This window comes from Aliidiomarina sanyensis (assembly GCF_003987175.1).
Taxonomy (GTDB): domain Bacteria; phylum Pseudomonadota; class Gammaproteobacteria; order Enterobacterales; family Alteromonadaceae; genus Aliidiomarina; species Aliidiomarina sanyensis.
In genome coordinates this window covers 79,283-99,349 of record NZ_PIPM01000002.1, presented here as the reverse complement: position 1 = coordinate 99,349, position 20,067 = coordinate 79,283, and the positions used below count along the sequence as shown (strand labels likewise).

Below are 20,067 nucleotides of genomic sequence, written 5' to 3'. Positions count from 1 at the left end.
TTTAATCCTCGTCAAATGGTTCAAGTTCATCTAAATTGTCATCGGATACCACGTCTCCATCGTACTCATAATCTGGTGGTTTCGAGGAGTCATCTTTTTCTTTAGAAAGTAATGCAGCGGGTGTTTCTCCTATTGCATGATTCTTTCGCTGTTGCTGTTTTCGTCGCGCCTTTTTCGTTTCTTTCATCGAAGACTCCACGATAGTGCGCATTTCTTCAATGCCTCTTCGAACTTCATGAATATTTCTCGGATCGGAGCCTTGTTGTTTAACATGCTTGCGGGCTTCTTCAAGTTCCCATTTACTCATTTCGGGGAGACTTTGGTCTGCAAAAGGTACTTCAAAATAGGCTTTTAACTCAGGCTCGAAAAACCAAATTTTAGAAATGTTTCTCGGATCGCGTCGGAAGATAAACTTTTTCGGGTTTTTCGAATTATCCTCTCGAAATCCAATCCACCGATCAATGATGGGCGCGTAGTACCGGACTCCATCAATCGAAACGCCGTTCTTTTGAATGGTTCGTTCGTAAAGCGGCATAAAGTCCAATTCGACAGTGAGAGGATCTTCCGGGATTGCCGGCATGCCACTACCGCCGTCTTGCCAAATTGCGTTTTCCCACATCTTAATGGGAGCCATACCGATAGAAGAATGAACCTTGTTGTGGTAGTAGCGCACAATGAGGTTCGCAAGCCAAACCTCAAGCTCTGAGAATGTCATCGCCGCATATTTTTCTGACTTGTAATCACCTTTCGTTTTTACATCGCTAAACGTGGTTCCGGGTAAGTCATGTACATGCTTCATAAAGCTGCCCAGTAAACGTTCGATGTGTCCGCCGTACTGAGCCTCTCTAACAGGTCTAAATTCGAGATTAATATCATATTCAAGACATGCGCGACGTAATGTCTCTGTTCTGAAGTCCGCACCGTTATCAACGTGAATCTTTCCTGGGAACCCAAATACGTCCCAAGCAGTATCGGTGATGCCGTGTTTATGTAACCACGCGGTCTTTGGAAGTATCGAGTGGGAAATGCACATAGCTACTGAGTTTGCATTCGGTGCTTCAAGCCCAATGTAATAGCCGGTGATGCAGCGCGAAAAGATATCGATAGCGACCGTAATCCATGGGCGGCCAATGGGCTGTCTGGACTCATCATCGACAATGATTAAATCGACGGGCGTGTGGTCTATTTGAATGACCGCTAGAGGATAATCTGCATCGGGGAACTTACCTGCAGCTGGCTTAAGCTCATTCTTATATTTGTCGTTCATACCGCGGCGTGTAAGGACCTGTTTGGCAGAAAGTTTATTTATTCTGCGGCGGACAGTAGCGGCATGTGGCTTGGGGAGATTTAACTTTTCACACTGAATCTCAACTTCCAAAATAGTTTTATTGATGCTGTATCTACGCTTGCTCAGATAGACTCGGTTAATCGCATCGTCAACGACTTCAATGATGCGTGGGTCGAGTCGTGTTTTATCACTTCTCCAGCCGCGCTTTTTTTCGACTAACGCTGAAATGACGCCTTGCCCTTTGAATTTCTTTAACCAACGATAAATGGAAGCAACACCGACTTTAGTTTCTTCTGCTCGCGCTTCGGCATCGGCTAATGTGACTCTGCCGAGTGCCAATAGAGGCTTAATAATCTCATAGCGTTTAATGGCATTGTTGTACGCCTCAGAATCGATGGCGTGTAAGTCACTGTATAGTTGCGTTTCGGGAGAGTCCCCCTCATACGCTTCTAATTCGGTTAGATTTACAGCGATACTCTTACCGGACTCAATGCTTTTACAGACTACGCGCTCGCTGGAGAGAAAATCCTTGATGATATGAAGTTCACCATCAAGACTAACGGGTAGTCCGGGCCTTAGAAAAAGTTTGCCACGTTTCGGAGCATTTCCTTCAAGCTTCTTATTCTCCATAAACATCCTCATTGGCGTTTACCCACACCGTTGTATCAAGATTAAGGGGGTCGTTTAAATCACATTCAAGTATACCTATGGCAAGCAAATGCCAGACTTGAGTTAAGGCCAAAGCTCTTCTATCAAACGAGGTGTAGAGACTCTCAACAACATCTCGGACGGTTGCGAACTCGAATAGCTCTACTTGCTCGGTGATAAGCTTAAGCTCTTTTGGACGATGCGCTTTCATATAGGGTTTTAATCGGTACCGGCTCAGGAACTTCATATTGTCGAGTACTTGCGTTCGGATGAGTCGTTCATCAAATATATGAAATATCATTCCCTCGGACTTAGCGAAATGCATAGCAGCTTTGAATTTGGGCTTCCATTTTTTGAAGTTTCGCCGTAGTTCTGCCCTCGGTTTAACCTCAACGAGGAGTGGCTTAACCTCTGAGAATGAACGAATACTCTCCGTCGAATCAAACTGAACGAGAAAGTCCGGCGTGTAGCGGTACCTATTGCCGTTACTGTGCTGATAGCTGAGTTCAACAGGCTGTGGGATTATATTGGAAACACTCGAGTTAGCTTCCATAATGGTAAGGAAATCCCGCTCTAGAGTGGATTCATAGGGAATCGAATCTTGGCCTCTAAAGCTGTAAAAACCGGACAAGCTCAGTCTAGTCGGTTTGATTTTTCGTTGCTGAACATACTTTGGCATGCATTATCACTTATTTTGTGTACTCAGAAACCCATAATCATTTATTTTGCTAGATTTGTTATCATCTATTTTGCAAAAATCTCTACAGAGAGTGCGAACTACTGTAGTTAGATTATCATTTATTTTGCAATCTTACAGTGGCTCGATCCCGCAACCAGGCGAAATTACCCGGGCGCATCATGGTATTTTGTTTTTAGATGAACTCACTGAGACGCCGCGGCATGTGCTCGATAGTTTACGAGAGCCACTTGAGAGTGGGCAGGTCTGTATTAGTCGTGCTCGACAACAGTCTGTATTTCCGGCACGGTTTCAGTTGGTGTGTGCACTGAACCCGTCCCCGTGTGGTTCCTTCGACGGTGACTTACGCTCCTCCCGAGCGACGCCCGATCAGATTCTCAGTTACCTGAATAAAATCTCGGGCCCCTTTTTGGACCGGATTGATTTGCAGGTCGATGTTCCCCGACAGCCAGATGCTTTGAAACACGCGCAACGCCCACCGGACCAATCAGAGGAGAGCAGTGCGACATTACGAAGCGTTGTTGAACAGGCCCAAGCGCGGCAGTACCGGCGGCAGGATTGTTTGAACCATCACTTAAGCCCGAAACAACTTCAGACGGTGGCTGCATTGAGCGATGACGATCATACCTTCTTGGTGGCGGCTATGGAGACACTAAAGCTCTCACATCGCGCCTACCATCGTACCCTTCGTGTTGCGCGAACGATCGCGGATCTCGGGGCGAATGATGATATTCAGCGTGCTCACTTACTCGAGGCAATGAGCTTTCGCGCACTCGATGTGCTTTTAAACCAATTACGGACGCTATAGCCGAGCAGAAATTGGCAATTCGCGGGTCAGCGAGGTAAGGTGTAGCGGTGTTTTGATTCGTCGTAATTGGAGTAGTTATGTCGACTGAAAAGCCTATGCAGCCGCAACAACGTATCATTTGGATATGTTTAGCGGTCATTTTGCTCACTATGGTGGTTTGGTTTGACGCGGTGATGCTGCCCGGTGATTACCTATTCTTTTGGCGTTGGACCGAGTCTCAGATTATTTTTGAAAGCCTGATTACTGTCGGCTTCCTGGTGGCCGCAATCTTTGGTTACTTCATCTTGCGCAAAGGCGCCGGCGATTGGTCACAGTGGAAGACTCTGCGATTGGGTATTTTCATTTGGATTGGCATGATCGGATTACTGACCCTGTTTAGCTTATTTGTGTATACCTTTGGGAACCAAGAGATCTCAGATAAATACGAAGGGGATGGTTATACCGTCACAGCACTTGGAAGTGTCATTGAATCCGAAGGGGTGGGGGACTTCTTTATTGTCATGAGTTGCGATTATCGAGGCATCTACAAGCGCGTGATTCACATTGATCGGGTCACCGGTGTGGAGGACGTCGCCTTTGTTTTTGAGAACGATATGCTGAGAGCGAGTTACCGAATTGAAGGGCGTGAACAACGATATACCGAGCTGGATGTGAATGCATTGTATGAACAGTGTCTCTCGGGTGAGTCACCGCGGCCCGAATAACGGTTGCCCTTGCCAAGAAAAAGGCCAGCAAATGCGCTGGCCTTTCTTCATTTCTATTTAATTCCGAGCACGTGGGTACTGGTAGTTATCCTCCCATCCCCACGGCGCTTGTGGTGCCTCCACGGTTTCAGTCAAATCAACATCGACTTGGAACTCACGGCCTTCACGCGCGAGGCGGTAGCGGAAGGTATTCTGGTCTGGGAACGAAATAATCCACGTATTGTCGATCGAAGCCGTATAGCCTAGTTCTGCGAAAAGACGTTTACTGTAATCATCCGCCGGGAAAGATTGTTGGGTCGCAGTGCCCACTGAAATGGTGTGTCCACCATAAAGCGTCAGTGGGTCATGGCTTCCATCTTCAAGTCGATGGTCATGCTTCAGTTCAAGCTCACGCTCTGCGGTGGTGCGTGTGATGACCCAGGTACGCGAGTGGTCGTCACCGACGTGCAATGGAATCCGAATGCGATTCTCAGAACATTCACGCACTTCAATAACGATGCGACTATTGATCCACTCGTCATCCAGCTCTGGGTCACCGAGGCTGACATGCCCTTCATACGCATTACCGCAATGTGCCAGTAGCGTTTCGAAAAAAGTATCTTGAGGGTGCGGCTCAGCTGGAGTACAGGCGGCTAACAGACCGACCGTAGCGGCCGCTGCAGTTAACTTCAACCCGCTTGCGGTGGTCACATGCGCGAACTTGGATTGCATAGATGGTGTCCCGTTGTTTTCTATCGATTTTTTGATTGTAGCGAGATTTTCCCCGATTAAAAAGGCATAGCATAGATTGCACTGGCATAGATACTCTGCCCATGAATGAGTAGAATAGGCGCGTTTATGTACAAATTCACTGAAATTAAGAAAGGAACCGCATTCCGATGAAGGTTTTTGCTAACGCACTAGAAATGATCGGTAACACACCGATGGTCCGGGTGAATCATATTGATACCGGTCCTTGCGAGTTATATTTGAAGCTGGAGACGCAAAATCCGGGAATGTCGATCAAAGACCGTATTGCGGTGACCATGATTGCGGCCGCTGAAGCGCAAGGCAAAATTAAGCCAGGCGATACCTTGATTGAAGCGACTGCGGGCAACACAGGCCTCGGTCTTGCTTTGGTGGCGGCACAGAAAGGGTACAAACTAATTATTGTGCTGCCAGATAAAATGAGCCGCGAAAAACTCTATAACTTGCGCGCTTTGGGTGCTGAAGTCATTGAGACGCGCTCCGACGTGCAAAAAGGTCATCCAGAATATTATCAAGATCTCGCACTGCGTTTGTCAGAGGAGCGTGGCGCGTTTTATATCAATCAATTTGAAAACCCGGCCAATGTGCAAGCACACTATGAAACAACGGGACCTGAAATTTGGCAGCAAATGGAAGGGAAGTTGGATGCCTTTGTTTGTGGTGTCGGCTCAGGTGGAACGCTAACGGGCGTGGGGCGCTACTTGCGTGAGCAAAACGAGGGGGTTGACCTTGTGCTGGCCGATCCGGATGGTTCGATTCTTGCGCCCTTGATTAATGAAGGCAAGGAAGTTGAGGCAGGAAGCTGGCGCGTGGAAGGAATTGGGGAAGATTTTATCCCAGTCATCTGTGAGATTGCCCTCGCCGGCAAGGCCTACGCCATCAGCGATAAAGAATCATTCGAAGTGGCGCGTGAAGTGCTATTGAAAGAAGGGATCATGGTAGGTTCTTCGTCTGGCACATTGATTGCCGCCGCTCTGCAGTACTGCCGTGAGCAAACCGAGCCGAAACGGGTTGTAACGCTCGCATGTGATACGGGCTGCCGATATTTATCGAAATTATTCAACGATGAGTGGCTCGCTGCTCAGGATTTAGGTTAAGAGGTTATCGAGTTATGCGTGATACGAAGCACTTAAAATTTGCAACGCGGACCATTCATGGTGGTCAGGCTCCTGAACCGACGACTGGTGCTGTGATGCCGCCGATTGTCACCAGTTCGACCTACATCCAATCGAGCCCTGGCGAGCATGCGGGGTACGAGTATTCACGCTCGCAAAACCCAACCCGGTTTGCGTGGGAGCGCTCGGTTGCCAATCTCGAAGGTGGAAGCCGTGGCTATGCATTTGCATCAGGAATGGCTGCTACGTCAACGATTCTTGAATTGTTGGACAGTGGCGATCACGTTGTCGCTATGGATGATCTGTACGGTGGTAGCTTCCGTCTTTTTGATAAGGTGCGCGAGCGTTCTGCTGGCTTGGCCTTTAGCTACGTGGATATGGCAGACGTAGATGCGGTGGCGGCCGCCCTGACCGCGAAAACACGAATGATTTGGATTGAAACCCCGAGCAACCCAATGCTGAAGTTGGTGGATATCCGTGCGGTTGTAGAAAAGGCACGCGCCCATAACCCAGACATGATTGTCGTCGTCGATAATACCTTTGCAACGCCGTATAACCAACGCCCATTGGAGCTCGGTGCGGACATCGTAATGCATTCAGCAACCAAATATTTGAATGGTCACTCGGACATGGTAGGTGGCATTGCGGTTGTCGGTGATCGTGAAGAACTCCAAGAACAAATGGCTTTCTTGCAAAATTCGATCGGCGCGGTTGCCGGACCGTTTGATAGCTATCTTGCATTACGAGGTGTTAAAACACTGGCACTGCGTATGAAGCATCACAACGAGGCCGCCTTGGCTATCGCTCAGTGGCTTGAACAGCACCCGCGCGTGAAGAAAGTGATTCACCCAGGATTGCCAAGTCATCCGCAGCATGAACTTGCGAAATCGCAAATGGAAGGCTTTGGGGGAATGATTTCAATCTTCCTCGACGGAGATTTGGGACATGCGCGTCGCTTCCTTGAGGCGGTTGAAATTTTTGCATTGGCTGAGTCACTCGGTGGTGTGGAGAGCTTGATCGAGCATCCGGCGATTATGACACACGCGTCGATTCCTGCAGAAAATCGTCAGAAACTTGGAATTCACGACAACTTTGTCCGGATTTCCGTGGGAATTGAAGATACTCAGGACCTCATTGACGACCTCGCACAAGCGTTGGAGGCGATGTAAATGAGTCTTCCTCCGTTTCATTTAGCGATTCCGGTGGACGACCTTGCGAAGGCTCGGGCGTTTTACGGCGAACTGCTCGGTTGTGCGGAAGGGCGCAGTGCAGAGCAGTGGATTGATTGGGACTTTTATGGACACCAACTGGTCACCCATGTGGCGCCCGATCGCCTGCTGCCACCGGCGACCAATTCGGTCGATGGACATGCCGTGCCGGTTCCTCACTTCGGTGTGGTGCTTGATATGGATCGCTGGCAGGCGTTGGCCGAGCGGGTTAAGGCGGCAGGTATTGAGTTTGTGATTGAACCTTACATTCGATTTCAAGGGCAGCCGGGTGAACAAGCAACGATGTTCTTCTACGATCCGGCAGGAAATGCACTTGAATTCAAAGCCTTTAAAGACCTCGGTAACCTTTTTGCGAAGTAATCGCATCGCTCAACGGTAACGGGTTATTGAGTCCTTTTGAGCGCCCATGTCAGTTAACATGGGCGTTCACGTTCTTACCGTATCAGCGTGCATTCCCCTTTACTGGCATCCATGACCAAGCAGCTATGTGCCGGTACAATCACCAATAAATCGCCTAGTTTTAGTTCCTTGAGCAGAGCCGGAGGGACTTTCACCTTGCCATGTTCTTGCGAGAGCCCATGGACAAAAGCACCTTCAATCGGGCCTCCCCATCCATCCGATGTAATTCGCATGACCTGGCCATACTGCGGTTTACCGTCAACGGTGACAAAGTCTTTACTAAAATGCACAGCTCCCCCATGAATGATCACTTCATCCCGCTCGGGGTAACGCGCTATGACGGGGCAGGCGAGGGCTAGAGCGATATCCGACCATTCGCAGGCGCCAATGCGTTGCTGCTGCCAATCATAAAACACATAGTTGCCGGGCCGAATCTCATCCGCACCGGGGAAAGCGTCCATGCGACTGCAGGTGGGAGTATCACCTACCGACACCCGCAATGCGTCGCGAGGGATTGGGCAATCTGCCAGCAATTCCGCGAGGCGACCGAGACTTTCTTCATGTATCTTCGCAATCCCATGGGTTCCGCGCATCGAGTAACTATTCCCCGCATGGAGTAGCAGTCCGAGATGACGGACTTGCGGCATGTTGAATGCTTGCTCTAGCACGGCATAAATGTTTTGCGGATCACGCCAGTTCATGCCGGTGCGACCATATCCTGCATCCACCTCCACGTACACATCGACTGGATGCTGAATTCGGGCAATGGTCTCAAGTGCATCAGCATGCTCAATCGTGAGGCCGAGCGTCAATTCTTGCGCAAGGCGGTTGTATGCGGGTAGTTGACGTGGATTTAATGGAATTGCGATCAGAATATCGCGCCACCCCGCATCAGCAAAGGTACGTGCCATGGGCACGGAAGAGACTGCAATAGGCGTTTGCTCGATGGGGCCGAACCATTTTCCGAGTAAGGGTGACTGGTGGGTTTTAAAATGGGGGCGTAAATCGACGCCAGCCGATTGCGCTTTGTCGATCATGCGTGTGATATTGCGCTTTGCCTTGCGGCTATCCACCATGACTTCTGGGCCGGTTACCGTGTTCCAATTAATGGCCATAACGCGTTAGTCCTCTTGCCAAGGTAGGCGTGATAAATTGACATTTCCACCACTTAGAATCAGCCCCAATGACTGTCCTTCAAAATAGGCTCGGTGTTTTAATACAGCAGCCAGCACCACCGCTGCGGAAGGCTCTGCGGTAATCTTCAATCGTTGCCATATCCGGTGCATCGCATACTTCACTTCATCCTCACTGACTAACAAGATATCGCGGACATAGTCCCGAATAATCGGGAAGGTATGCTGTCCTAAGTTGGTTAGTAACCCATCGCACATACTAATGGGGGGCATTGCCGGTTGAATCGCATTGGCTGTGATGGACGCCTTTCCATCGGCCGCTAGCTCCGGTTCCACACCCCACACGGGAATGCCTTGGCTGTGACCTACCATGGCGGTTCCACTCAACAAACCACCGCCGCCGAGCGGACTGATAAGCCCATCTAACGCCGGGTGCGCTTTGATAAGCTCGAGCGCTGCGGTGCCTTGGCCCGCGATAATCAACGGATGGTCATAGGGCGGAATATAGAGCTGGGATCCCTCTGCCTCCCACCGGGCAATTTGTGCCTCGCGGGCTGCCATGCCTGGCTCTATTTCTGTCATCTCTGCGCCAAAGTGGGCAATATTTTCTTTTTTTACCTCGGGCGCATTGTGAGGCACGGCCACCCGGACGCGAACTCCAAGTAACTGACCCGCATGAGCAAGTGCCGCGCCATGATTTCCTGATGAAACTGTAAATACCCCTGCCGCACGTTGTTCGGGGGTAAGTTGGAGGAGGGCGTGGCAGGCACCTCGGAACTTAAACGCGCCGGTTTTTTGTAGGCTTTCACATTTGAACCACAGCCGAGCACCTGCCTCACGATCCAGCACCGGACAATTCAAAACCGGTGTCTGCGCGATATAAGGTTCGATCAACTTCTCTGCACGTAAGATCAGGTTGAGATGAAGGTCATCTGCACCCGCGATGTGCTGCCATGATGTCACGAACATGCCCCTCTGACTGGTGGACTTCACGGTTTAAGAGTACACTAAGCACCTGTTCACAGACCAGTTTTGTTTCATCCCAAGGCTGAACAGACAATCGGAGCACGCATGGATACCCTCACCGCCGCCATCACCCTTTTACTGATTATGAACCCGTTGGGGAACCTGCCGATCTTCATCTCGGTGCTCCGCCACGTGGATCCCAAACGACGCAAAAAAGTGCTCATCCGTGAGCTGCTTTTTGCGTTGTTCTTTATGTTGCTGTTTTTGTATCTCGGCACGAGTCTTTTGCAATGGTTGGGGTTACGCCAAGAGGCAGTGAGCATCGCAGGAGGTATCATTCTCTTTATCATCGCGCTGCGGCTTATTTTCCCTCAACCCGGCGGTGTTTTAGGTCTTCCAGCGGGTGATGAACCCTTTATCGTTCCATTGGCCATCCCCTTAATCTCTGGGCCTTCATTGCTCGCCGCCTTACTGCTACTCGCGAATAACTCGCCCGATCGCATGTTTGATTGGACGCTAGCGAGTATTATTGCTTGGGGTATTTCGGCCACAATCTTGATGTTTAGCAGTGTCTTTTTGCGTGCTCTGGGTCAACGCGGCCTCAATGCGATTGAGCGACTGATGGGGATGATCCTCGTGATGATCGCGGTCCAAATGTTCTTAGACGGCATCATGGCTTATATGGAGCAGGCGGGGGGCGTGTGATGGCGAAGAAGGAACTATTCCAACGTATTCGGACACTTGAGCCTTCGCTGCAAGCGCTCCTTGCAGCGTATCTCTGTGAGCGCATGCTTCCGAACTACCGGCTCTTTTCTGAGAGCACTGGCTTTGGCGATCCGAAAGTACTGCGAGGCGGGCTTGATGCAGCCTGGGATAAACTCGCGGTAAACAAAGGAACCGATTGGCAGCGCTGGCAAGAGAAGCTCGAAGTCGTCACCCCGAACGAACAGACCTTCGATGTCCTTGGCGTATTTCCTGCGATTGCAGCCTGTACGGGTTTAAGCAGCCTAATGCAAGGTCTGGAGGAAAAAGACGCATCTGCTTACTTAGATGTCAGTAAGATTTCTCAGGGTGCTGTTGCACATTTTCTGGAGCTTGGTGAATTAAGCGAAATTTCGCAGCACGATGAGCGCGCCCAAGCAATTGATGCACATCCACTGATGCAGTACGAACACGACATTCAACAGGCCATGGTCGACTTCTTAACGGATGCAGCGGGATTAAATAAAGAGCTCGTCCGAGAAGTGCGCAGTATTGCCCGCGAAGAGGGGATCTCGAATCTAGGGTTTGCTGTGAGTTAGTGCATCACTTGATATAAGCGACAAATCACCTGCCCCATCTTTTTCTCTCGGTGCAGTCGCCAGTTTTCTGGAGCGACGACCGTGAGTGAAGACTCACTTTCCAAATAGATCCAGCCGTCGGGTACCACTAAATTACGCAGTTTCAGGTGTTCGATGGCCGTGCTCAAGAATCCGTGTTCGAACGGCGGATCAAGTAGCACCAAATCAAATGTCTCAGACGTATGGGCGAGATACTCCAACGCATCTTGATGACAAACGTGGGTATTCGCCTGTGCGTTCAGGGTATGCACATTGGCGGTCAGCTGAGCGGCCGCACTCCGAGCCTTTTCGACAAAAGTAACGCTCCGTGCTCCACGCGAGAGTGCTTCAAATCCCAAACTCCCTGTCCCTGCAAATGCGTCAAGTACCCGCTTGTCGTGTACCTCGAATTGTAGCCAGTTAAAGACCGTTTCTTTGACGCGATCCGTGGTAGGTCGAAGGCCAGGTAGATCGGGGACCGGTAGTTTGCGACCGCGCCACCGTCCACCGATAATACGAATGTGACCGGCCCCGCGTGCTGGTTTAGTCGCACTCGCCTGCGAGCCCCGTGTCGATTGGGTGGATTTGTGAGATGAACGCTTGCCGGTCGGACGCATGATGTGGTCTCCTGATTCCCCTTCATTCTACCTGCTGAAGTTGTGTGCGAAAACCCCGATGGCGTACACAATTCACCCGGTCCATGCTAGTATTCCACCTCATGATACGGGCATCGAATGAATGCCCATCGCTTTCTCTTCTGAAGTAACGGAATTCGACTCCATGGCAGAAAAACGCTCCTTATTTTCAAATTGGTTTGGTCGCGGAAAGTCCGCGGATACAGCTGCTGAAGAAACCCAAGGTGATGCGGTAAAAACTGAAGAAGAGACGTCTTCCACGACAACGGAGTCCTCGCAATCGGAGGAGGTCCCGGCTCGTCCTGCCGATGCGGCGGAGGATGCTGCGATTGCCATGGCCGAAAGTGCGGCCCGTGCAGCAAAAGTCGCGCAGCCGACAGCACGCACCGAAACGCAAGAGAAGCCAACTGGAACAAGCTGGTGGCAGCGCTTACGAGAGGGACTTAAAAAAACCTCAAGCTCGGTCGGTTCTGGTTTGGCAAGCCTATTCGTCGGCAAAAAAATTGACGACGAGTTGTTTGAGGAGCTTGAGACACAATTGCTGATGGCGGATGTGGGCGTCACGACGACCACTAAGATTATTGATCAGCTGACAGAACATGCATCCCGTCAAGAATTAAAAGACGCAGATTTACTCTACACCAAATTAAAAGAGGATATGGCGGCGATGCTTACGCCCGTTAGCCAACCCCTCGAAATTCCAAATCAGACAGGCCCTTATGTGATTTTGATGGTCGGCGTAAACGGTGTTGGAAAAACTACCACGATCGGTAAGCTCGCGCGTCAATTCCAGCGGGAAGGAAAATCGGTCATGTTAGCGGCGGGTGATACATTCCGAGCTGCAGCGGTTGAACAGTTGCAAGTATGGGGCGAACGTAATGACATTCCGGTGATCGCCCAGCATACGGGTGCAGATAGCGCATCGGTCATTTTTGATGCGGTCCAAGCAGCCAAAGCGCGCGGTGTTGATGTTCTGATTGCCGATACAGCGGGCCGTTTACAAAACAAAGCAAACTTAATGGAAGAATTGAAAAAGATTGTCCGGGTGATGAAAAAACAAGACCCCAACATGCCCCATGAAGTGCTCTTGACCCTCGATGCAGGGACCGGTCAGAATGCCATCAGCCAGACTAAACTATTTAACGAGGCTGTGGCTGTAAATGGGCTTGTGATGACGAAGCTTGATGGAACGGCGAAAGGCGGAATTATCTTTGCGCTCGCGGACCAGTTTAAGATTCCAATTCGCTACATTGGAGTCGGAGAAAGTCTTGATGACCTCCGGCCATTTGTTGCTGAAGAGTTTGTTGACGCACTATTTGCACACGAGTAACCGAGTCGGTCATCGTCGCAATCTGCACGCAGGCCAACGATAACAATAAAAGGCATGTGCCATGATTCGTTTTGAGCAAGTCAGTAAAGCTTATCCCGGCGGGTTCCAAGCCCTGCGTAAAGTAAGTTTTGAGCTGCCTCCCGGAGAGCTTGCATTTCTTACCGGCCATTCCGGTGCGGGAAAGAGTACGCTGCTCCGCTTAGTGGCCTTGATGGAGCGGCCCTCAGCTGGACGCGTGCTCATTAATGGTCATGACCTAAATAAGATCACTCGTCGTCAAATCCCCTATCTACGCCGCGACATTGGTATGATCTTTCAAGACCACCGCTTGCTCATGGACAAGACGGTGTTTGATAACGTTGCGCTACCACTCTACATCGAAGGGTTTACTCAATCCGAAGCGAAGAAGCGTGTACAAGCGGCATTGGATAAAGTGGGTTTAACAGGGCACGAGCGCAAGTTTCCGATTATGCTCTCGGGCGGAGAGCAGCAGCGGGTTGGAATTGCCCGTGCAATTGTCAATAAACCACCCTTACTGTTGGCGGATGAGCCGACTGGAAACCTGGACCCGAAGCTCTCGCTCGAGATCATGCGTTTGTTTGAGTCCTTTCATCAGGTCGGCGTGTCCGTTCTTATTGCGACCCATGATCTAGCCTTGGTTGCGCGGATGCATCATCGAAATCTCGTACTTAAAAATGGCGAGATGATTGATGACGGGTTAGAGGCCGGTGGTTTCGATCCGCTCGCGGAGGAGTATCTCTGATGGGCTTATTGAATCGGAATCATGACCAGCGTCAAGGAGCCCGGGCCGTTCACATTACCCGCTGGCGCCGTTTTAAAATGTTTTGGGTAAATAACCTGCAGCAAGCGATTGGAAGTTTGGGCGATTTGTCGCGTACTCCATGGTCCTCATTGATGACGATTGCGGTGCTGGGTTTGAGTCTTACCTTACCTTCAACGCTCTATGTTGTTGTGAAAAATAGCCAAGCGGTTTCGGCAGAATGGGATACGGCGGCAGAGATTAGTTTGTTTTTGCGAAAAGACCTGCAAACTCAGGAGTTGCAAGGTTTTCGGGAGCGGGTTCGCCTGTTAGAGCAAGTGGAGTCCGTGACCTTTGTTGATCGCGATAGTGCCTTGCGTGAATTCAGAGAGACGAGCGGATTTGGTTCAGCGATCGATTATTTGCAAACCAATCCACTTCCTGACGTATTGATTGTGGTGCCGACCCCCGAGTACCGCGGGGTCGAACGGGCCCGTGCCTTGTTGCAACAGCTCGAACAGGAGCGAGAAGTCACCAGCGCAACGTTGGATTTGCAATGGCTGGAGCGATTGCAAGCACTGGTCCGGGTGGTCGAAAACAGTTTTGCTGGATTAGGTTTACTGTTGTGCATTGCGGTCGTCTTGATTGTGGGAAATACCATTCGCTTAGCCATTTTGAATCGACGTGATGAGATCATGATCATGAAATTAGTCGGTGCAACGGATGGCTATATTCAACGACCATTTCTATACACTGGGTTCTGGTATGGGGTGGTTGGTGGCATCATTGCCTGGATTGCAACAAGCCTGCTGGTTTGGTGGATTAGCGCCTCAGTTGTTCGATTAGCCGCCCTGTACGACAGTTCATTCCGTCTGACGGGGTTAAACTTTCAAGATATGATGGTTGTGTGGGCGATCGCGATTGGATTGGGTTTGCTAGGCTCTTGGATTGCTGTGCGCCGGCATGTGGCGGCGATCGAACCGCGGTAATTTGGCCTGTCATCAAATGGTTATATTGACGCTGTAGAATCTGAGTAATCTCGCCGGGCGTGCATGTCAATACACGCTATGATTCGTGCGCGACAAAGGGCTTGCAACCCCTTTCGGAATTGCTAGAATGAATGACCGCGAAAAGGACTCCGCGCGGTTTTTCGACAGAGAAATGTCCGATCCAAATTAGGAACTTTTCGTATAAAAAAGGGTCTGAATCTGGATTTCGAAGTTCGCTTGAAGTAGTGAGGAACGCAATGACTGCACATACTCAAAACATGGCTTTAACGGTCCCGAAAACGGGAAGCCTCGAGTCGTACATCGCGTCGGTGAATAGTATTCCGATGCTCAGTGCAGAAGAAGAAAAGTCACTGGCCGAGCGTTTACAACAAGATGGCGACTTGCAGGCTGCAAAGCAGCTCATCATGTCGCATCTCCGCTTTGTGGTGCATGTCGCTCGTAGCTACCAAGGCTATGGGTTACCCCAAGCGGATTTGATTCAAGAAGGTAATATCGGGCTAATGAAAGCCGTGAAGCGATTCGACCCGACGGTGGGTGTGCGCTTGGTGTCGTTTGCCGTACATTGGATCAAAGCAGAAATTCATGAATACGTCTTACGTAACTGGCGTATTGTCAAAGTCGCAACAACCAAAGCTCAGCGGAAATTATTCTTCAATTTACGCAAAGCGAAAAAGCGTCTTGGTTGGTTTACCCATGATGAAGTCAGCACCGTTGCGCAAGAGCTTGGGGTAACGCAAGCTGAAGTGCTTGAAATGGAATCGCGGATGAGTGCTCATGATGCGGCCTTCGATGGGTACGCAGATGACGATGACGGTGATGTCGCGTTTGCTCCTTCTCAATACTTGGAAGACAAGTCGGCAGATGTAGCTGCCACTGTCGAAGCCGAAAACTGGGATTCACACACGCAACGCCGTTTAGCCCACGCCATGGCAAGTTTGGATGAGCGCAGCCAACACATTGTCCGCGCTCGGTGGTTAGATGACGGCAAAGTAACATTGCAAGATCTTGCGGATCACTATCAAGTGTCAGCAGAGCGTATTCGACAGCTTGAACAGAACGCGATGAAGAAACTGCGTTCTGCCATGCTTTAACGCTCCATGAAATGCCGTGTTGGGTGCGGTGCCTGTTGCATCGCACCCTCAATTTCTAGCCCCATCCCGGGGATGCCACACGGTAAGCCTGCCAATACCCCTTGTATCCATCTTGATGACCAGTACCGCTGCCAAATCTTTGGCAAGCCCGAGCGCCCGCTTGTATGTGATCAATTCCGTGCGCAAGCCGATGTCTGCGGTACATCCCGAGATGAAGCGTTGATCCTCCTGACATCTCTCGAACAGGCGACCTCGGTCGGAGTTGGCTGAGGGAATAGGGTGTCTTATGCGCGCTCCCCGTCATCTTTTGCTCGTTTTACTCATTCTGTTTTGCCTGCCAGGCTGCACGACATCACCGGCTGGTCTCTCTGTTGAGGCGCAGCGGTCATGGCTCGAATCCCGACTAGCTCCCATTCTTGATGACGCAGAATCCGCTGGGTTCACTGGTGCGGTTCGTATCGTCTACCCAGATGGTGCTCGTTTTGACTCTTTTCACGGTGTGAGTCATCGTCAGACACAGCGCGCAATAGGTAGAGATACGGTGTTTCATCTTGGCTCAGTGTCGAAACACTGGACGGCCGCCGCGGTTTTGCGAGCAGTCGAACGAGGTGATCTGGAGCTTCATCAATCGCTCGATAAAATATTCCCTGATATACCCGACTCACACGGAGTCATCACGATTCATCAACTTTTGACACATCAGTCCGGACTGGCTGACTTTCCTGTTCCATGCTCTCGGGTAGAGGCAGGCGATTTGACTCGAACTGACTTCTTAAATGCGGTCTGGGCGTCACCTGTTGTGGCTTCACCGGGAGTCTCTTTTCATTATTCCAACGCGGGTTACGAGGTGCTCGCCGCAGTCCTGGAAGTACTTTATGAACAGGAGTACGAGGCAATTCTCTCGGAGTGGTTCTTTTCTTCGTTGAATTTACGCAATACTGGGATTGACCCGTCGCGCTGGGACAACACCGAACGGATAGCTATGGGTTATCGAGCCGATGGAACGGAGTGGGGCACACTCCACTCGCTGTTTTGGGGAACGCAGGGACCGCTTTGGTGCAATCGCGGCTCTGGCGCTTTATTGACCGACCTCGATGACCTCCAGCAATGGCTTTCTGCGCTCTTTGCAGGAGAGGTTCTGGCGGATGATTCGCTTACGCGGATGCTCTCTCCACACGTGTCCGAAAACCGGTCAGGCGAATCAGGCGCTTATTACGGGTATGGCTGGAGTCTTTATCAAGGACACGGCTTCTTGGAAGTGGCTCATACGGGGAGTCTGACGCATGTGCTTGAAGCGGATGTTCGCGTATTCCCGGAGCTTGGAGTCTTGGTGATGGTTTTAGGAAATAGCGAAGCCTTTGGTGCAACGCGGGTTTATCCGAGAATAGAGTCTGTGTTACACCGTTGGCTTCGGGTGCAACCGACGCGCCAATGAATACACGAGTTAACGTCGGATAAATGGAGCCGGATTGACAGGATTCCCTTGACGACGAATCTCAAAGTACAACGCAGGCTCGCTGCGTCCACCGCTTTGTCCGACCAAGGCTATGGTCTCGCCACGGCGCACTGGCTCTCCAACGTTTTTGAGGAGCGCTTGGTTGTAGCCATACAAGCTCATATCGCCCTCGCCATGATCCACCACAATCACCATGCCATAGCCCCGCAGCCAATCGGAATACAGCACACGGCCATCGGCAATGGCTTTTACTTCGGCTTCGGCTTGGGCGTCGAGCACGACACCACGCCAACGTACTTGGCCGCTTCGTTGATCGCCAAAGTTGTACCGAATACGCCCTTGCACGGGCCAGCTCAACTGGCCCCGTAAATTGGCAAGCCCCGTTAAATTAAACGGTTGGCGCGCCATGACCTCTTGGAGCGCTGTGAGCATTTCATTAAGCTCTTGTTCATTGCGCAGCATGGTATCGAGCTCCGCTTGCTCGGACCGCTGTTCTCGCTCTAAACGGGCAACGAGTTGCTGCTGTTCTTGTCGCTTATTAGCAAGATCAGTTCGCTGCCGTTCTTGCTGCTGTTGCGTTCTTGCTAGCGCTTGGCGCTGCTCTCCCACTTCGGCTTGGACAGCCGCAAGTTGGCGTTCCAACGCATGCAATTTCTCGAGTTGTTCGAGTCGGGCTTCGTTTAAGAAACTGTAATAGGCCATCATGCGCTCGAAGCGAGCAGGACTTTGCTGATTCAAGAGCATTTTCAAGAACCCGTGATCACCACTGCGATAGGCACTCTCGATTTGGTCGGACAGGTGCGCCGCTTGCTGCTCGACTTCAGATTGCAGCCGTGTTTGTTCCTTTTCCAGCTCTTGGATATGCGCTTCGACGGAACGAATCCGTTGTTGCGTTTCTTGCAACGCTTGAGTGGCCTGTTGCACTTGTGTTTCCAATTGTCGCAATTCGCGCTCGCCCCGCGACAAGCGTTGTTGCCTGCGCTCTAAACTCTGACGTCGCTGTTGGATATCGCGCTGCAACTGCTGCAGTTGACGCTCTGCACGCGCGGCTTCCTCGGCTGGATTATTACTTTGCGCGATAGAGGGAGGAGCAAGGACCATCATGCTCATCAAGCATAGGTAAAGGAGCGGGCTCAAAAACCAGCGCGCTCCGCGTAAATGAATGGTCCGAGTGACGCCCATATTAATCTTTCAACTGCATAAGGACTTTGCCGGTCATTTCTGGGGGTGTTTCCATCCCGAGTAGATGCAGCATGGTGGGAGCAATATCCGATAACCGACCACCAGCGACTGGCGTTGCGTCACGTCCCACGTAAATGAGCGGAACTAGGTTGCTGGTGTGGGCGGTGTGCGATTGCCCACTTTCATGGTCACTCATTTGTTCAGCGTTACCATGGTCTGCCGTGATTAAGCATTCACCACCATGTTTTTGGAGTGCTTCAACCACGCGACCGATGGAAGAATCGACTGCCTCACAGGCTTTTACTGCTGCTTCGAAGTTCCCGGTATGGCCTACCATGTCTCCATTGGGATAATTGCAGATGATGACATCATAGGTGCCAGACTCAATCGCTTCGACGAGGGCGTCGGTGAGTGCCTCAGAGCTCATCTCGGGTTGCAAATCATAAGTCGCCACTTGCGGAGATGGGATCAGGACCCGCTTCTCGCCATCAAATTCTTCCTCACGGCCGCCACTGAAGAAAAATGTGACATGGGCATATTTCTCTGTTTCCGAAATACGGAGCTGCGTTTTGTTGTGTTTTGCGAGCCATTCACCCAGTACGTTATCCAGTGAGACGGTCGGAAATGCGACCGGAGCCTTGATGTCCGCAGCATATTCGGTGAGTTGCACAAAGGCGCTGAGCTTGGGTAACGATGTGCGCGTGAAATGCGTGAAGTTTTCTTCGGTAAACGCGCGAGTAAGCTCCCGTGCACGATCCGCCCGGAAGTTCATGAAAAAGACTGCATCACCATCTTGAATCGGTTGCGCGCCATCTATCCATGTAGCTTTGACAAACTCGTCGCTTTCATCGCGGGCGTAGGCTTGCTCGAGGCCCACAGTGGCAGAGGCCGCTGTGAACTCACCGTTCCCTTCGGTTAGGAGGCGCCATGCCTTTTCCACACGATCCCAGCGATTATCTCGGTCCATTGCGTAGTAGCGACCGCAAAGACTCCCAAAACGTGCGCCAGGAAGCGATTTAAAGGCTTTCTCAAAGCGTTCGATCGAGGCGAGCGCAGAACGGGGTGGCGTGTCTCGTCCATCCAAAAATGCATGGACGTAAACAGTTTTGGCTCCGCGTTCAACGGCCAACTTGACCATGGCCAACAAGTGATCTTCATGGCTGTGCACACCACCTGGGGAGAGCAATCCCATGACATGAACTGCTTTCGCAGCGTTCACTGCGCCATCGACTGCCTCTGTCAGTACCGGGTTTTTGAAAAACTCTCCGTCTTCGATGGCCTTCGTTACCCGAGTGAAGTCTTGGTAGACGATACGACCCGCTCCCAAGTTCACATGGCCAACTTCCGAATTACCCATTTGCCCCTCAGGAAGGCCAACGGCCATTCCAGAGCCATCTATTTCCGTATTCGGCGCTGTTTCATAGAGACGATCAAGAACCGGTGTATTGGCATGAAAAATGGCGTTATCCGGTGCTTCGCCGCGGCTGCCCCAGCCATCCAAAATAAGAAGCGCGAGTGTTTTTTTCGGTTCGGTCACCGCTGTCATGTCT

The 20,067-nt window shown here is 51.0% G+C and carries 21 protein-coding genes; 13 read left to right on the top strand and 8 right to left on the bottom strand.

From position 1 onward, the window contains the following. Position 1: 1 nt before the first annotated feature. Both CWE11_RS02755 and CWE11_RS02750 read right to left on the bottom strand, forming a co-directional pair. Entirely contained in the window at positions 2 to 1,918 is a 1,917-nt protein-coding gene (locus tag CWE11_RS02755; RefSeq protein WP_198675568.1) for a Mu transposase C-terminal domain-containing protein, read from the bottom strand. After that, entirely contained in the window at positions 1,908 to 2,615 is a 708-nt protein-coding gene (locus tag CWE11_RS02750) for a TnsA endonuclease N-terminal domain-containing protein (RefSeq protein WP_126776074.1), read from the bottom strand. Before CWE11_RS02750 ends, CWE11_RS02755 begins: the two co-directional genes overlap by 11 nt. Positions 2,616 to 2,739: 124 nt before the next feature. Between CWE11_RS02750 and CWE11_RS02745 the strand changes: the two genes are divergently transcribed. Together CWE11_RS02745 and CWE11_RS02740 are read left to right on the top strand one after the other, a co-directional pair. Next, positions 2,740 to 3,441, top strand: coding sequence for an ATP-binding protein (locus tag CWE11_RS02745; protein WP_126776073.1), 702 nt, complete (start codon positions 2,740 to 2,742; stop codon positions 3,439 to 3,441). Positions 3,442 to 3,518: 77 nt separating this feature from the next. Continuing rightward, positions 3,519 to 4,145, top strand: coding sequence for a hypothetical protein (locus CWE11_RS02740; protein WP_126776072.1), 627 nt, complete (start codon positions 3,519 to 3,521; stop codon positions 4,143 to 4,145). A 57-nt stretch (positions 4,146 to 4,202) separates the two neighbouring features. On the opposite strand, the gene CWE11_RS02735 is transcribed toward CWE11_RS02740, so the two are convergent. Further along, a complete protein-coding gene (locus CWE11_RS02735) occupies positions 4,203 to 4,856 on the bottom strand; it encodes a hypothetical protein (protein WP_198675567.1) in 654 nt (217 codons plus the stop codon). 167 nt (positions 4,857 to 5,023) lie between these two features. Here CWE11_RS02735 and CWE11_RS02730 point away from each other — a divergent pair, with 167 nt between their 5' ends. From CWE11_RS02730 to CWE11_RS02720, 3 genes are read left to right on the top strand one after another with little or no spacing between them, the layout of a single operon-like run. Beyond that, on the top strand, positions 5,024 to 5,989 hold the full coding sequence (locus CWE11_RS02730) for a PLP-dependent cysteine synthase family protein (protein WP_126776071.1): 966 nt from the start codon (positions 5,024 to 5,026) through the stop codon (positions 5,987 to 5,989). Positions 5,990 to 6,003: 14 nt separating this feature from the next. Continuing rightward, positions 6,004 to 7,176, top strand: a complete 1,173-nt coding sequence (locus CWE11_RS02725) for a trans-sulfuration enzyme family protein (RefSeq protein ID WP_126776070.1) — start codon at positions 6,004 to 6,006, stop codon at positions 7,174 to 7,176. After that, complete coding sequence (locus CWE11_RS02720) at positions 7,177 to 7,596, top strand: VOC family protein (protein ID WP_126776069.1); 420 nt, start codon at positions 7,177 to 7,179, stop codon at positions 7,594 to 7,596. 74 nt (positions 7,597 to 7,670) lie between these two features. On the opposite strand, the gene CWE11_RS02715 is transcribed toward CWE11_RS02720, so the two are convergent. Together CWE11_RS02715 and CWE11_RS02710 are read right to left on the bottom strand one after the other, a co-directional pair. After that, positions 7,671 to 8,750 (bottom strand): alanine racemase, encoded by a 1,080-nt coding sequence (locus CWE11_RS02715; RefSeq protein WP_126776068.1) that lies wholly within the window; start codon positions 8,748 to 8,750, stop codon positions 7,671 to 7,673. Between the two features lie 6 nt (positions 8,751 to 8,756). Continuing rightward, the gene (locus CWE11_RS02710; RefSeq protein WP_241971704.1) at positions 8,757 to 9,731 is read right to left on the bottom strand and encodes a threonine ammonia-lyase; all 975 of its coding nucleotides are present in this window, start codon (positions 9,729 to 9,731) and stop codon (positions 8,757 to 8,759) included. A 108-nt stretch (positions 9,732 to 9,839) separates the two neighbouring features. Here CWE11_RS02710 and CWE11_RS02705 point away from each other — a divergent pair, with 108 nt between their 5' ends. Both CWE11_RS02705 and CWE11_RS02700 read left to right on the top strand, forming a co-directional pair. Further along, a complete protein-coding gene (locus tag CWE11_RS02705; RefSeq protein WP_126776066.1) occupies positions 9,840 to 10,439 on the top strand; it encodes a YhgN family NAAT transporter in 600 nt (199 codons plus the stop codon). Further along, entirely contained in the window at positions 10,439 to 11,035 is a 597-nt protein-coding gene (locus CWE11_RS02700) for a YjaG family protein (protein WP_126776065.1), read from the top strand. Before CWE11_RS02705 ends, CWE11_RS02700 begins: the two co-directional genes overlap by 1 nt. On the opposite strand, the gene rsmD is transcribed toward CWE11_RS02700, so the two are convergent. Beyond that, positions 11,032 to 11,670 (bottom strand): 16S rRNA (guanine(966)-N(2))-methyltransferase RsmD, encoded by a 639-nt coding sequence (gene rsmD, locus CWE11_RS02695; protein WP_126776064.1) that lies wholly within the window; start codon positions 11,668 to 11,670, stop codon positions 11,032 to 11,034. The two genes, CWE11_RS02700 and rsmD, sit on opposite strands and share 4 nt — an antisense overlap. Positions 11,671 to 11,791: 121 nt before the next feature. On the opposite strand from rsmD, the gene ftsY reads away from it, so the two are divergent. The 6 genes from ftsY (at position 11,792) to CWE11_RS02665 (ending at position 17,314) form a co-directional block, all read left to right on the top strand. Continuing rightward, entirely contained in the window at positions 11,792 to 13,018 is a 1,227-nt protein-coding gene (ftsY, locus tag CWE11_RS02690; protein WP_420808383.1) for a signal recognition particle-docking protein FtsY, read from the top strand. A gap of 61 nt (positions 13,019 to 13,079) precedes the next feature. Further along, a complete protein-coding gene (gene ftsE, locus CWE11_RS02685) occupies positions 13,080 to 13,781 on the top strand; it encodes a cell division ATP-binding protein FtsE (RefSeq protein ID WP_126776062.1) in 702 nt (233 codons plus the stop codon). Beyond that, the gene (gene ftsX, locus CWE11_RS02680) at positions 13,781 to 14,767 is read left to right on the top strand and encodes a permease-like cell division protein FtsX (RefSeq protein ID WP_126776061.1); all 987 of its coding nucleotides are present in this window, start codon (positions 13,781 to 13,783) and stop codon (positions 14,765 to 14,767) included. The genes ftsE and ftsX overlap by 1 nt, the downstream gene beginning before the upstream one ends. A 257-nt stretch (positions 14,768 to 15,024) precedes the next feature. Continuing rightward, positions 15,025 to 15,879 (top strand): RNA polymerase sigma factor RpoH, encoded by an 855-nt coding sequence (gene rpoH, locus CWE11_RS02675; protein ID WP_126776060.1) that lies wholly within the window; start codon positions 15,025 to 15,027, stop codon positions 15,877 to 15,879. Between the two features lie 6 nt (positions 15,880 to 15,885). Next, positions 15,886 to 16,149, top strand: coding sequence for a YkgJ family cysteine cluster protein (locus CWE11_RS02670; RefSeq protein ID WP_126776059.1), 264 nt, complete (start codon positions 15,886 to 15,888; stop codon positions 16,147 to 16,149). 16 nt (positions 16,150 to 16,165) lie between these two features. Beyond that, entirely contained in the window at positions 16,166 to 17,314 is a 1,149-nt protein-coding gene (locus tag CWE11_RS02665) for a serine hydrolase domain-containing protein (RefSeq protein ID WP_126776058.1), read from the top strand. A 9-nt stretch (positions 17,315 to 17,323) separates the two neighbouring features. Here the strand turns inward: CWE11_RS02665 and CWE11_RS02660 are convergent, their stop codons facing one another. Then, on the bottom strand, positions 17,324 to 18,517 hold the full coding sequence (locus CWE11_RS02660) for a murein hydrolase activator EnvC family protein (protein WP_126776057.1): 1,194 nt from the start codon (positions 18,515 to 18,517) through the stop codon (positions 17,324 to 17,326). A 1-nt stretch (position 18,518) separates the two neighbouring features. Continuing rightward, positions 18,519 to 20,054 (bottom strand): 2,3-bisphosphoglycerate-independent phosphoglycerate mutase, encoded by a 1,536-nt coding sequence (gene gpmI / locus CWE11_RS02655; RefSeq protein ID WP_126776273.1) that lies wholly within the window; start codon positions 20,052 to 20,054, stop codon positions 18,519 to 18,521. Positions 20,055 to 20,067: the final 13 nt, after the last annotated feature.

Bases quoted from the DNA above. Each gene is read 5' to 3' on its own strand.
- CWE11_RS02715 (WP_126776068.1), bottom strand. From the start codon at position 8,750: ATGGCCATTAATTGGAACACGGTAACCGGCCCAGAAGTCATGGTGGAT.
- ftsE (WP_126776062.1), top strand. From the start codon at position 13,080: ATGATTCGTTTTGAGCAAGTCAGTAAAGCTTATCCCGGCGGGTTCCAA.
- CWE11_RS02740 (WP_126776072.1), top strand. From the start codon at position 3,519: ATGTCGACTGAAAAGCCTATGCAGCCGCAACAACGTATCATTTGGATA.
- CWE11_RS02705 (WP_126776066.1), top strand. From the start codon at position 9,840: ATGGATACCCTCACCGCCGCCATCACCCTTTTACTGATTATGAACCCG.
- ftsY (WP_420808383.1), top strand. From the start codon at position 11,792: ATGCCCATCGCTTTCTCTTCTGAAGTAACGGAATTCGACTCCATGGCA.
- CWE11_RS02755 (WP_198675568.1), bottom strand. From the start codon at position 1,918: ATGGAGAATAAGAAGCTTGAAGGAAATGCTCCGAAACGTGGCAAACTT.
- CWE11_RS02670 (WP_126776059.1), top strand. From the start codon at position 15,886: ATGAAATGCCGTGTTGGGTGCGGTGCCTGTTGCATCGCACCCTCAATT.
- CWE11_RS02750 (WP_126776074.1), bottom strand. From the start codon at position 2,615: ATGCCAAAGTATGTTCAGCAACGAAAAATCAAACCGACTAGACTGAGC.
- CWE11_RS02700 (WP_126776065.1), top strand. From the start codon at position 10,439: ATGGCGAAGAAGGAACTATTCCAACGTATTCGGACACTTGAGCCTTCG.
- CWE11_RS02735 (WP_198675567.1), bottom strand. From the start codon at position 4,856: ATGCAATCCAAGTTCGCGCATGTGACCACCGCAAGCGGGTTGAAGTTA.
- CWE11_RS02720 (WP_126776069.1), top strand. From the start codon at position 7,177: ATGAGTCTTCCTCCGTTTCATTTAGCGATTCCGGTGGACGACCTTGCG.
- rsmD (WP_126776064.1), bottom strand. From the start codon at position 11,670: ATGCGTCCGACCGGCAAGCGTTCATCTCACAAATCCACCCAATCGACA.
- CWE11_RS02725 (WP_126776070.1), top strand. From the start codon at position 6,004: ATGCGTGATACGAAGCACTTAAAATTTGCAACGCGGACCATTCATGGT.
- ftsX (WP_126776061.1), top strand. From the start codon at position 13,781: ATGGGCTTATTGAATCGGAATCATGACCAGCGTCAAGGAGCCCGGGCC.
- CWE11_RS02730 (WP_126776071.1), top strand. From the start codon at position 5,024: ATGAAGGTTTTTGCTAACGCACTAGAAATGATCGGTAACACACCGATG.
- CWE11_RS02660 (WP_126776057.1), bottom strand. From the start codon at position 18,517: ATGGGCGTCACTCGGACCATTCATTTACGCGGAGCGCGCTGGTTTTTG.
- rpoH (WP_126776060.1), top strand. From the start codon at position 15,025: ATGACTGCACATACTCAAAACATGGCTTTAACGGTCCCGAAAACGGGA.
- CWE11_RS02665 (WP_126776058.1), top strand. From the start codon at position 16,166: ATGCGCGCTCCCCGTCATCTTTTGCTCGTTTTACTCATTCTGTTTTGC.